The sequence below is a fragment of the uncultured Vagococcus sp. genome (assembly GCF_963518325.1).
Classification (GTDB): Bacteria; Bacillota; Bacilli; order Lactobacillales; family Vagococcaceae; genus Vagococcus_D.
The window spans coordinates 119,372-132,048 of the sequence record NZ_CAUQJB010000002.1; the positions used below are offsets into that span (position 1 = coordinate 119,372).

A 12,677-nucleotide genomic window follows, 5' to 3' on the forward strand; every position below is an offset into this window, starting at 1 on the left:
AAAACATGATTCCCAAGATACTTACAATTGCCGGTTCTGATTCCAGTGGTGGCGCTGGCATTCAAGCTGACTTAAAAACTTTTCAAGAATACGGCACCTTTGGTTTTTCCGCCATCACTAGTTTCGTCACTATGGATCCGGATAACAACTGGTCCCACAGCGTGACCTCTGTTGATTCAGACGTTGTTGCCAAACAATTAAAAACGATTTATGCAGGTGCACCATTGGCAGCCTTAAAAACCGGTATGCTTGGTGAAATCGAGACGATCAAAGTAGCACGTCATTACATCGATGTTTTTAATCAAGAAAATGTTGTAATCGACCCCGTTATGGCCTGCAAAGGCACAACAGAATTATTACAACCGGAGAACGTCGCCAAGATGGTCGAACTGCTCCTACCAGTTGCGACTATTACGACGCCTAACTTAATTGAAGCGGGTATCTTATCTGGTTTAGGTGAGTTGCACACCGTTGAGGATATGAAAGAAGCCGCTAAACGTATTTTGGATTTAGGTCCAAAAAATGTCGTCGTCAAAGGCGGTAAACGAATTGCCGGCAATCAGGCGATTGATATTTTTTATGACGGACAGGATTTTATCACCCTGGAAAATGAAATGTACTTAACTGATTTTAACCACGGAGCTGGCTGTACCTTTGCGGCTTCAATTACGGCTGGCTTAGGAAAAGGATTCACCGTGAAAGAAGCTGTCATACAAGGAAAAGCCTTCGTGGCAGCCGCGATTAAAGACGGCTTGGAAATCAATCCATTTTTAGGTCACGTCTGGCATGGCGCATACAACCACGCAGAGGACCGTATACTTCGCCCAATTAAAGACAGTCACTGAAAGCAGGAAAAAAAATGGAGAAAAATAAAATTTCAACGGCAGATATTGTTTTAACGGGACTATTTGCCACCTTAACATTTGTCGGAACAATGATTCGCATCCCTATGCCAGCGGCAGTTGGTGCCCCTTTTATTCATTTAGGTAATTCTGTTTTGCTGTTAGCTGTTTTAACACTTGGTTTCCGTAAAGGAGCTCTCGCTGGAGGCATGGGCTTTGCTATTTTCGATGTGATGAACGGTTTTGCTGCAGAAGCCCCTTATTTTATTTTGGAAAGCTTCGTTGTTGGAGGTGTCGCCACCTTAGTTTTTATGGGATTTAATAAAAAAGACGATCAGATTTATAAAATTATCATCGTGGCAATTAGCGCCATCATCACTAAATTGGCCATGACCTTTTTAAAGAGTACTGTGATTGCGATGCTTGCTGGTGCCAGCTTGAGACCAGCAGCTATTGCCGCTTTTCTGTCATTACCGGCTTCGCTAGTCAATGGTATATCCACATTGATTATTGTGACAATTGCTTATTATCCGGTCAAGCAGATTGTCACCCAATTTTACAAACGCACTTCACCCAATTTTAATCATAATTAAGCCTTACTGATTTAACTGGGTAGAAAACAAAAAAACGCCTGACGATTTTCGTCAGGCGTTTTTTTAATGTTTTTTATGAGTTGGAGCAATCCCTAAAATTGCTTTAATCGCTTCTTGCAAGATACCGGCTACAGCAAAAATAATCCAGCTGTAAGACCAGCGCATACCTGATCCCGTAAAACTCCAAACTAGATAGATAATCACAATCAGTGGCCAATAAACAGCTTCAAATAAATGGTCCACTCGATTGTACTGAATCTCTTCTTTCGTCGGCTGCCGTGGTTTCGCATTTCGTAGCAACGTATTAAAAGCCAATATTACATTCCCTGTATAGACTAGAAAGATCACGCCAATTGAGGCAATCACTAAGATTAGACCAATCCCTAAGCCAATCAATCCATTATCAAATGGACGAAGAAACACAATCATAAAGAAAGGGACTACAGATAAGATACACGCTGCAACACCTAAGACAATCGCCAGGATATGGGTTCGTTCATAGGCATGCTTTTCATTCTGAATCACTTTTCGCGAGGCGCCTGTCATCACAAAATCCCCTTGAAAGTATTGGAAGGCGCTATTTTTATAACCGCTAATAATAAATAACCCCACCCCGATTGCCACTGATACAATCATCGGGATAATGCCGATTGGTGAATTAAATTTGATCGCTATCAGCAAAAAGGCCGCCAGCCCTAAGGCGCAGAGAAAAACACCAACGCCAATTCCCAATCCGATTCGTTTTTTTCCTTCGACGTAACTCAACGCTTCGGTTAAATCCACAACTGGAATACTCTCCTCTTCCTCTTCCTGATAATGGACGTTCATCTCTTCTAAAATTTCATCTATATTTCCAAATTCCGAGATAACCACTCCAATTGCTTCATTTTCACTTTTACCATCGACCTTTAATTCATTGTACTTGTCTTCCATATTAGCGTATAGATCGTATTTCAATTGCATAATTTCAGGTGTTTCCGGCAAATTAATAAACATTGTTTCTAAATAATCCGCTATTGTATTCATTCCACGTCTCCTCCAATAAATTTATTAACGACTTCTTTGGTAATCTGCCATTCATCCCGCTTAGCTAAATAAAACTCTAAACCTGCTGGTGTTATTTTATAATAAGTGCGCTTCTTACCAAAGGTTTCATTCCCCGGATAAGACTCAATGTAGCCATTTTTCTGCAAGCGAGTAAAGGCAGAGTATAAGGTCGTTTCTTTAATGATGTATTTTTCATCTGACCTTTCCCTAATCTGTTTAGAAAGTTCATAACCATAAGAATCACCTTCAATTAATATGGATAATATCATCGGATCATTGTAACCACGAATCACGTCACTACTGATCATCTACTCACATCCTTCCCGAGTAAGTCCATTTTACTACGACTGATATACTACGTCTGTCGAAGTAATAAAATTATAGCACTATTACTACGACAGGTCAAGTAAAAAAAGACCTATCCACAAGGGGAAGGTCTTCGCTTAAAATTAACGTCATAAAACTTGAGTATTAAATTGAGTCACCATTAAAAATCGAATTTTTTACAATAACATAATCCACTTTACGAATAGCACCAATATCTTTACCACCTGCATAAGAGATGGATGACTGCAGATCTTGTTGCATTTCCGTTAATGTATCCACTAAAGCCCCTTTGTATGGTAATAACATTTTTTTTCCTTCAACGTTTTTCTTTTCGCCTTTTTGGAATTCAGAGGCACTGCCAAAGTACTCTTTGAATTTCACGCCATCAACGACAACTGTTTCACCTGGTGATTCTTCGTGGCCAGCAAATAATGAGCCAATCATTACCATGGTAGCCCCAAAACGAATCGACTTAGCAATATCACCATGGGTTCGAATTCCTCCATCAGCAATCAACGGTTTGCGCGCCGCTTTACTGCAACGGCGTAAGGCAGCTAACTGCCAGCCACCAGTGCCAAAACCAGTTTTAATCTTAGTAATACAGACTTTTCCTGGACCAATTCCGACTTTCGTCGCATCAGCTCCAGCATTCTCCAATTCACGGACTGCTTCTGGCGTTCCGACATTCCCTGCAATTACAAAGGTCTCAGGTAAAAATTGTTTAAGATGTTGAATCATATTAATCACGGCATTGGAATGACCATGAGCAATATCGATAGTGACATAATCTGGCACTAAACCTTGGGCCGCAAGCTCTTCCACAAATTCATATTCATTTTGCTTAACGCCAACACTAATAGACGAAATTAATTTTTTTTCAGCCATATCTCTAATAAAAGGAATTCGTTTATCTTCTTCAAAACGGTGCATAATATAGAAATAGCCATTAGATGCTAACCATTCGGCAATAGTTTCATCAACGATTGTTTGCATATTAGCAGGGACAACGGGCATTTTAAAGGTATGTTTCCCTAGAACCACACTTGTGTCACATTCTGAACGACTTTCTACGATACATTTGTTTGGAATCAATTGAACATCTTCATAATCGAAAATTTTCATGTTGATAACCTCCTGTTGAGTTTGAACTCATTATATTAGAAAGAAAACACGAACATTAACATTTAATTAACAGTTCTACGTTTGCTTCCTAAGATAATTTACCTTATATCCATAAAAAAAGCAAGTCATTTCTAAATATTTTATGATAATATTGTAAATCCACCACATTATTGTTCGTGTTTTAATGACATTCTGATTTTTAACACGAATATCCTCATAAATTTCATCATTTGTGATTTCGGCAATCTCTGCTCTGCTGATCTGAAACTTTTCGACATAATATACCTTTCCTTCATTAGGCAATATTAGGGCGCATTCATTGCTGGTTTTCAGAAATATGCCTTTTGGTATCGTACTATATTTATTGACAATGAAAGCGTACCAGGTTCCGTTTCTTTGACTAATTAGATTGTCACTAGTTGCTACCTCCGACAGCTCATCTCAAAACGTGTTATAATAAAAAGACCATTAGCGATTTACCCACTGCTAATTACCTTAACCGACCTAAATTTCTTTAAAAGGAGGATCTTTACATGAATCATCGAACACTTACCCGCATCACCCAGCATAAACTGGCTTTGCTCGTCTGTGCCACTCTGCTTTTAATAGCCAGCATCATCCTTGGCGTGCTTTATGGCTTAAGCCTGACCTCGTTGACCAATCTGTCTCTGGGAAGCTTCAACCTCTCTTTAACTGGCTTACAACCTTTGGGAATGCCACTGATTGGTCTATGCCTCTTTTTGCTAATAGTGTTTATTGTGATTATCGTTTACCTGATGATTGATAAGCGAAAGCTAGTCTTAACTATTTCTGAAAACAGTATCGATGTCCACAGTCGTAAAGCATCCTATACAGTGGATTTGAATAATGTTGATTACATTCATCTATTACGTTTACCGGGATCTAAGGAGTACGGCTTTAGAGAAGCTCTTGCCCTCTATGAACATAAAAATTTTTCATGGACCGTTATTGGGCCCAATCTACAAGATAGAGAAGATAAAAAAACACTAATCGGAGTCATTCAGCAAGATATCATTGAACATTTCCAACTGTTAAAAGGCCAAGAATTACGCGTCAAACTCCAAGAAGGTCAAGTAATTGTCTTTCCCTACTTAGCAGAGCATATCTCAAGGAGTGTTGACACAAGCCAGCAAGAAGAATTTGATCGTGAATTAATGATTGAACAAAATAAAGGTCACCTGCCCGTCTCCCAAATCATGCCAACAGGTGCAGAAATAACTTGGCAAGGTCGTCAATTGACAATCGACGGTACTGAAGTTGACATGTATGATATTGCAGATATTCAGCTTCACCGCTTTACTACTTCAACTTCTCGCAAGAAAGACATCTTGTCTTGGAATTACGGACAACAAGTCAATCTATTAGATACAAATAACTCCATCTTAGCAACGATTTACTTACCAAGTCTTTTAAATGGCGATATTTTCCTCGAGTTATTGTTAGAAGCTGTCTCTATTAATGAAGAAGGTGACTAATCTTTGAGATTAGTCACCTTTTTTCTTATGGAAATAAGTCGAATTACTCTCTCGTCAAGTTCTACTTAAAACAACGGCAATTAACAAAATTCGTTTCCATTAACTTTATTCAGCTTGATGAAGCGTTCAAAAACAATAAACCAATTGATTTCTCTTTCAAATGTGAAAATAAAATGAATTTTCTGTTGTTTTTATGAGTAGTTTCGTTATTTCTAACAAAAAATGAGTTATTTATGAATATTCATGTTGAAATCATAAGACAAGTATCGTAAGATAGGGGTACGAAAAAAAATACAACTAGACTTATTTACTCTTTTTGTATAAGAAATTGAAGGTGAATTTTCATGGAAGCAGATTTAATCGTTGTCGGTAATACCTATCAATGCGCAAGTCCCTTACTTGAAGAATGCTTCAGGGGAAAAGTTGAAAAGTTATATGACTTGTCAGCTTTAGTAGAAGTTAGTGATTCTTCTCAAATTGATACTGATCGAGTTCAAGAATTAAACAAACGACTTGTCATTCCTTTCTCGCAAATCGTTGAAGTCTAATTAGAACACTACTTAATCAAACAAAAAGACGCCCCAAGTTACGAAAACTTCTGAGGCGTCTTTTTATCTGGATAATTCCTGTTAAGTAACTACTTTAACCGACCATAATATGTTCTTCTGGATAACGAATCAGGGCCTCATTATTTTTTTGACGACGGGCAATGGCAAGTAAGAAGGTATAGACCCCCACTCGGCCAATGAACATCAGAAGAATAATGATTCCTTTACCTATCAAGGTCAGCCCTGGGGTTAAGCCCATCGTCACGCCCACCGTTCCAAAAGCAGAAAAAACCTCAAATGCCACATATTCAATGCCAAAACCGATGGGAATTGTTTCCGTCATTGATAATAACGTAATTGAACCAATCGCAATCGAGATTGAGATGAAAAACAGAGCAAAAGCTCGCATAATGACTTTACGATTAATCGTTCGTTCCCGATACACCGTCACTTCACGACCGTGAATGCTCGCCCAAGCATAAAGCGCTAATACACCAAGGGTTGAGGTTTTAAGACCACCTGCTGTGGAGCCCGAATTCCCACCAATAAACATCAAAATCATTGTCACAATCAGCGTCGCGTCAGATAAATCAGCATAAGGAACGCTGTTAAATCCTGCTGTACGAGGAGTCACGGTTAAAAAAAATGTATTTACCAACCGCTGTCCAAATGACAGTTCATCACTGTAAGCAGCTAAATTTTTCTCAATCAGCAGAAATAAGAGAAAACCACCAACTAATAGGACCGCCATTACTTTAAGAGCTAAACGAGAATGAATCGACATCTTCTTGGTCTTAAACCAATTTAAGACCTCTCGCCAAACCACAAAACCAAACCCACCAGCAATAATCAAGCCAGCTAAAACTAGGATGACATAACTGTCTTGGCGCATGCTCTCTAGACTATCTCCAAACAAATCGAAGCCCGCATTACAAAAAGCTGAAATAGCATGAAAGAGACTATATCCGAGCCCTTTCCAGAAGCCATATTTAGGTCCAAAAGAGAACAGTAATAGAATCGCACCAATCAGCTGAACTGAAAATGAAAACTTCAATACATAAAGACCTAACTTTAGAACCCCACTGTGTTCATCAAGATTCATGGCTTCTTTTAACACTAAGCGCGTCCCGAAATTTATTTTTTTACCAACAACCATCGTAAAAAAGAGTGTCATTAACATAAAACTCATGCCACCAATTTCAATTAAACAAAGTATTACTACGCGACCGAACAAACTCCAATGCGCTGCTGTATTCACCGTGGTCAAGCCAGTAACACAAACTGAAGAAGTCGCTACAAACAAGGCATCTATCAAGCTGGTTTCACCCGTAGTTGAGGCAATAGGCAGTGACAATAACAAGGTTCCAACAAAAATCACTCCTACAAAACTCAACACAATTAATTGGACTGGCGATAAATTTTTTAGTCGTTTGCTTTTCTTTTCTCTCAATTTCCTAACCTCAACTTATTTTTCATTTTAGTCATGTTCGCTAAAAATATTGTATCATAGACAAACTTATTGAGCTTGCAACTCCTCAATATTAACAATTCTTTCCACTAGATTCTCATAAAAATCGGCTTCATGCGACACAATTAAAATCGTCCCTTCATAGGATTCAATAGCTTGACGCAAGGCTCGTTTGGTATCTGTATCCAAATGGTTGGTCGGCTCATCTAAAATCAATAAATTACTGGGAACCATCGTCATAATACACAATTTAACTTTTGTTTGCTCGCCTCCACTTAAGAACTTCATAGCTTTTTTCACATTATCATCATGAATGCCACTACGGGCCAAATGAGTTCTAATTTCTTTGTCCAATAATTTAGGATAAGCTTCCCGAACGTAATCAAAAGGTGTTAAACTTTGGTTCGGCCAATTTAACTCTTGGGAAAAGTAATTGATTTCCAAACCTTCAGGCAGGATTACGTTTCCTTTTAAACCCGGTATTTCGCCGATTAACGTCTTGAGTAAAGTTGACTTCCCAATACCGTTAAAACCATTGATAGCAACTTTCTCACCTCGTTGAACAATCAGGTCAATCGCTGGTAATAAGGCATGCTTATACCCAATTTCCAAGCCTTTCGTCTCTATCATATAGTTTGCTAGAATTGGGGCATAAGGAAACTCGAAGGCACTTTGATAAACCCGTTCTGGAGCTGATAAGCGATCAATTTTATTCAGTTGTTTTTCCCGACTTTTAGCAATAGTCGAGCGGGAACCGGCTTTGTATTTACGAATATAATTTTCTAATTTATCGATTTTTTCTTGTTGAGCATGGTAATCCTTTAAATAGTTTTCATTGGCAATTTCTTTTAACTTCAAGGCCTTATTTAGATTACCTGGATATTTCTGCAAACGACCAAATTCAATATCACAGATGCAATTAGTGATTTCGTCTAAAAACTGATAATCATGAGAAATAACTAAATAACTGCCAGTAAACTCATTTAAAAACCCGGCTAACCACTGAACGTGAGTATCATCTAGATAATTGGTAGGTTCATCTAATAGCAAGACGTCAGGCTCTTCTAACAACAATTTGGCTAAAAAGACTTTGGACTTCTGTCCCCCACTAAGCTCACTTAATTTTTTCTCCATGCCAATCGCGGCAATCCCTAAGCCAAATGCCATTTTTTCAATGGATTGTTCAATGGTATAAAAACCGCTTTGCTCGAGTGTCTCTTGTTTCTTACCCGCCTTATCCAATAATTGGTCATCCAAACTTTCACCATACTCTTTGTATAACCCTTCAATTTCTTTTTCTAGATCGTAAAGAGCGCTAAAGGATGTGTGTAAAAATTCTCGGATGGTTTGTCCTTCTTCAATTAATAAATATTGTTCAAGGTAACCTAATTTAATGTTGTTCTGCCAGGTTATTTTACCTGAATCAGCTAGAACATCCCCAATCAGTATTTTAATTAAGGTACTTTTTCCTGCACCATTTTTCCCAACCAACCCCATGTGCTCGCCTCGATTTAAGGTCACATTGCCATCTTGGTATAACACTTTATCTGGTAGCTCATAATTCAACTCTTCAATTGTTAAGATACTCATTTCCATCATTCCTTTTTAAATAAAATAAAGCAGAGTTCAGTAGTCACCTACTAACCTCTGCTTTTCCATACAAAGGCCACTAAAAACATCCTAGTAGCCTGATAAAATCGGTTTATCCCCCACTTAATTTAGACAACTCAAATAAGACTTTACCAAGTCTAATTTTTGCTAAAAAAAGTGATGAAGGGTCTCTCGTTTTTAATGCTCCATACAATGCTTCATCTAATTCATTTGTAAGGAGCTGTTTCGTCTAATATAGGGCGTTGCTTTGTTCATAGTCATTACCTCACATTCGCTTACTAACTTTATCATACCTCAGGATATTTGTAAAATACTTTTATCCGAGTGTATAAGCCGTATCATTCCCCAGTCACAGCGGAACATGATATGCTTACCCTATAAACTAAATAAAACAGATTGGAGTCACTATGATAAAACCTCTTTTAATTTTTGGTGGCAGTGGTTTTCTTGGCCAAGCTATTTGTCGAGAAGCCATCAAACAAACTATTCCCGTTATCAGTTTCTCACGTAGCGGCAGCCCTAAAAATCATTTTCTAAGCTCTCATCCTCTGATTACTTGGGTAAAGACAGATATTTTCAGCGAAACCAATTGGCAACCGTATGTAGAGAACAGCTTTGGAGTAATTAACTTAATTGGCATTTTGCGAGAGAATAAAAACAAAAACATCACCTATCAGAAGATGATTGTCCTAACAAATCAGCTAATCGCCGACCAAGTAGCCCACTACCCCAAATTGCCCTATGTCTTTCTTTCTGCCAACGCTGGAGGCCCAGTGATACCCAAAGAATACATCCAGCACAAACGACAAGCCGAAACTTACTTAAAGCCGTTAACAAATCCCGTCATCGTTATTCGACCAGGGTTAGTCGTGGGAATTGGCCGTCCATTTTCTTTGGTTGAAGGTAGCGGTGTCTTCCTCTTGGCACATCTGCCAATCATCAATCATTATTTTCGACCTGTCTATCCCATTGGTATTAACAGATTAGCTAAACGTGTGCTCGCTGAAATTAAACAGCCCCACACATCATGTTTGACTCCCGACCAATTGTAAAAACAAGCTGGGACATAAAGTTGTTTTGTTTCCTCGTTAGACAACTCGTCACAGAAAAAGTCGATTGCTCGGGTTTTGAGAAATTCCCGAGCCTTCACGACCTTGTTCCTTACCGCTAAGGTCGAAATTCATAAGAATAACGGCAGCAATTAGAAACAAGGGACACTACACTGCGTTCCGATCTCATCAATCGCTGTACACTGAAGCGTCGAGCATTGATTAGACTTTGTTGAGATCGAAGAGAGCAGACTTTTAGAGCGCGTCTATCGCACAATTTTCGTAAAATTATCGGAGATTGGGACTATTATCCTAACCACATTTTTTCACGAATAGTACACGATTGATGGGATAAATACAAAGTGTCGTGCACTGAGCATGTGTTGATACATAACGAATAACCCAACCAGGACCCAAAAAATTTATCTTCCCGTTTGTTTTACTCTTATTGATGATGAATCCATCGACTTTTCAGTTTTAACTGAGTCACTTTTGTATCAAATAAAGTCTTAAAGGCTAAGCTACCCATTTCCTTTAAGGGATGGAGAATCGTCGGGAAATCTAAGACGCGACTTAGTAATTCATTCCCTTGGCCAATGATGTCAATCCCCTGTCCTTTTTGATAATACTCATAAATACCCGCAGCTACTTCGTCACCATTCACAAACACCACTTGAGGTGGGGTAGAGTGTTTCGCAAAAAAGGCCCCAGCTTCCAACCCTTCTTCAAAGGTTCGGCACTCTCGAAAGATAACCGCTTCGTCTAACGAACCAAAAACCTCTACAAAACTTTCAACAGTCGTCCGCATACTGGCACTTTTCCGTTCATTGCGGCTAAGTGTTAAACCAACTGGTGTTTTTCCTTCAATTTTGATTTTTTCAAAAACCTGCTTGTACATCTCTTTGCGTTCTACATAAACACAAGAAATTTTAGAGTCACCTGTGTCTTCACAACACACAATCGGAGCTTGCTTGGCATATTCTTCAATCATAGCTAAAGGGATCTCACGGGATAAAATAATCAGCCCATCGTAAGCTTTCGCCAGCAACTCCCTTAGAAAATAATCTTCTCTTTCACGATTGTAGTTAGTCGGTAAAAGCGTGACGGTGTACCCGGATTTTGCTGCTTCATCAATAATCCCACTGGTCGTTTCTTCAAACCAAGAATTATTAGTCAGAGGGATTAACACGCCAATATTTAATGATTTCCCGTAACTTAAATGCCGAGCTTTCGTATTGGGGATATAATTGAGTTCATCAATAATATCCTGAACTTTTTTTCTCTTTTTATCAGAAACATAGGGATGATTATTCAATACCCGAGAAACTGTTGACACTGAATACCCCGATAATTTTGCTATATCACGAATTGTTGCCATTTACTCAATCCCTTCCAACTCATGGCTATATGTATTAGAGCGGATTTGCAAATTTACTTTTTCCGCATCATGTCCCTTGAGACTTATCTTAAAAAAATCTCTGATTTATTTTAAGAATACCATATGAAACCAGTCTCACGTCAATCACAAACAAATCTTATTGGTTCTCAAAATATAAAACACCTGCTCTCTTTCGAGAACAGGTGACATAATTAGGGTAAAATATTGCCAGCTGCACGATAAATCTCATACCACTCTTGACGAGTCAGCTCAATATCTGAGGCTTTGGCCACTTCTTTAACTCTGCTTTCCTTCATCGTACCTAAGATTGTCTGCATTTTTGCCGGATGTCTCGAAATCCAAGCAGTAGCAATCCCGGTGTTTGTAACATTATATTTGTCTGCTAAAACATCGATAGCTGCATTCAGCTCTGGGAACTTCTCATTACCTAAGAACACACCTTCAAAAAAGCCATATTGATAAGGTGACCATGCTTGAATTGTCATATCGTGTAGTCGGGAATAATCCAAAATACTACCATCATGGTCCACGCTAGCATCATCCTTCATATTAACGTGAATCCCTTGGTCAACCATTCCAGTTGCCATAATACCAAACTGTAACTGATTCACTAACAACGGTTGATTTAAACTCTTTTTTAACAGCTCAATTTGCATAGGTTTTTGATTACTTACACCGAAATGACGGACCTTGCCTGTTTTTTCTAATTGATCAAAAGCTGCTGCTACTTCCTCTGGTTCAACTAAGGTGTCCGGGCGATGTAAAGCCAAGACATCTAAATAATCAATGTCCAGTCGCTTCAAAATACCATCTACAGAAGATAGAATATGTTCTTTAGAAAAATCAAACATGCCTTGGCGAATCCCACATTTACTTTGAATAAAAATATCTTCACGTTTGATCGAGCTATTAGTTAAGGCCTTGCCAAATAAGACTTCACATTCTCCTGCACCATAAATATCCGCATGATCAAAAAAGTTAATTCCTTCACTGACAGTTGTCTCAAGTAATGATGTAGCTTCTGTCTCAGACAGGCTAGTCATTCTCATGCAGCCTAAAGCTACTTGTGATACTTTTAAGTCTTCATTTCCACCTAAATTAATGTATTCCACTGACAATTCCTCCTCTTTTGTAAGTCCGATCTTCCCTAACTTGGGCCTTGCCACATCCCAGAA

The 12,677-nt window shown here is 38.6% G+C and carries 12 protein-coding genes; 5 read left to right on the forward strand and 7 right to left on the reverse strand.

Translation table 11 applies throughout. The annotated features are described in order from the left end of the window. Window positions 1–5: 5 nt before the first annotated feature. Both thiD and RWN13_RS02440 read left to right on the forward strand, forming a co-directional pair. Complete coding sequence (gene thiD, locus RWN13_RS02435; protein WP_314060121.1) at window positions 6–845, forward strand: bifunctional hydroxymethylpyrimidine kinase/phosphomethylpyrimidine kinase; 840 nt, start codon at window positions 6–8, stop codon at window positions 843–845. A 14-nt stretch (window positions 846–859) separates the two neighbouring features. Continuing rightward, window positions 860–1,435 (forward strand): ECF transporter S component, encoded by a 576-nt coding sequence (locus tag RWN13_RS02440; RefSeq protein ID WP_314060123.1) that lies wholly within the window; start codon window positions 860–862, stop codon window positions 1,433–1,435. Window positions 1,436–1,498: 63 nt separating this feature from the next. Here RWN13_RS02440 and RWN13_RS02445 read toward each other — a convergent pair whose 3' ends face one another. From RWN13_RS02445 to guaC, 3 genes are all read right to left on the reverse strand, one after another. After that, window positions 1,499–2,461 carry a permease prefix domain 1-containing protein gene (locus RWN13_RS02445; protein WP_314060125.1) on the reverse strand — a complete coding sequence of 321 codons (963 nt, stop codon included), beginning with the start codon at window positions 2,459–2,461 and terminating at the stop codon, window positions 1,499–1,501. Next, complete coding sequence (locus RWN13_RS02450; protein WP_314060127.1) at window positions 2,458–2,790, reverse strand: PadR family transcriptional regulator; 333 nt, start codon at window positions 2,788–2,790, stop codon at window positions 2,458–2,460. Before RWN13_RS02450 ends, RWN13_RS02445 begins: the two co-directional genes overlap by 4 nt. Window positions 2,791–2,953: 163 nt before the next feature. Beyond that, window positions 2,954–3,931: a GMP reductase gene (gene guaC / locus RWN13_RS02455; RefSeq protein WP_314060128.1), complete on the reverse strand. Its 978-nt coding sequence runs from the start codon at window positions 3,929–3,931 to the stop codon at window positions 2,954–2,956. A 533-nt stretch (window positions 3,932–4,464) separates the two neighbouring features. Between guaC and RWN13_RS02460 the strand changes: the two genes are divergently transcribed. Continuing rightward, complete coding sequence (locus tag RWN13_RS02460; protein ID WP_314060129.1) at window positions 4,465–5,427, forward strand: hypothetical protein; 963 nt, start codon at window positions 4,465–4,467, stop codon at window positions 5,425–5,427. 344 nt (window positions 5,428–5,771) lie between these two features. Beyond that, window positions 5,772–5,975 carry a DUF2187 domain-containing protein gene (locus tag RWN13_RS02465; RefSeq protein WP_314060132.1) on the forward strand — a complete coding sequence of 68 codons (204 nt, stop codon included), beginning with the start codon at window positions 5,772–5,774 and terminating at the stop codon, window positions 5,973–5,975. A 94-nt stretch (window positions 5,976–6,069) separates the two neighbouring features. Here RWN13_RS02465 and RWN13_RS02470 read toward each other — a convergent pair whose 3' ends face one another. Together RWN13_RS02470 and RWN13_RS02475 are read right to left on the reverse strand one after the other, a co-directional pair. Beyond that, the gene (locus tag RWN13_RS02470) at window positions 6,070–7,425 is read right to left on the reverse strand and encodes a TrkH family potassium uptake protein (RefSeq protein WP_314060135.1); all 1,356 of its coding nucleotides are present in this window, start codon (window positions 7,423–7,425) and stop codon (window positions 6,070–6,072) included. A gap of 66 nt (window positions 7,426–7,491) precedes the next feature. Continuing rightward, window positions 7,492–9,033: an ABC-F family ATP-binding cassette domain-containing protein gene (locus RWN13_RS02475; protein ID WP_314060138.1), complete on the reverse strand. Its 1,542-nt coding sequence runs from the start codon at window positions 9,031–9,033 to the stop codon at window positions 7,492–7,494. A 428-nt stretch (window positions 9,034–9,461) separates the two neighbouring features. Here RWN13_RS02475 and RWN13_RS02480 point away from each other — a divergent pair, with 428 nt between their 5' ends. Next, the gene (locus RWN13_RS02480; RefSeq protein WP_314060142.1) at window positions 9,462–10,106 is read left to right on the forward strand and encodes an NAD-dependent epimerase/dehydratase family protein; all 645 of its coding nucleotides are present in this window, start codon (window positions 9,462–9,464) and stop codon (window positions 10,104–10,106) included. A 442-nt stretch (window positions 10,107–10,548) separates the two neighbouring features. Here the strand turns inward: RWN13_RS02480 and RWN13_RS02485 are convergent, their stop codons facing one another. Continuing rightward, window positions 10,549–11,481, reverse strand: a complete 933-nt coding sequence (locus tag RWN13_RS02485) for a LacI family DNA-binding transcriptional regulator (protein ID WP_314060145.1) — start codon at window positions 11,479–11,481, stop codon at window positions 10,549–10,551. A gap of 212 nt (window positions 11,482–11,693) precedes the next feature. Continuing rightward, window positions 11,694–12,614, reverse strand: a complete 921-nt coding sequence (locus RWN13_RS02490; RefSeq protein WP_314060148.1) for an aldo/keto reductase — start codon at window positions 12,612–12,614, stop codon at window positions 11,694–11,696. Between the last annotated feature and the right edge of the window lie 63 nt (window positions 12,615–12,677).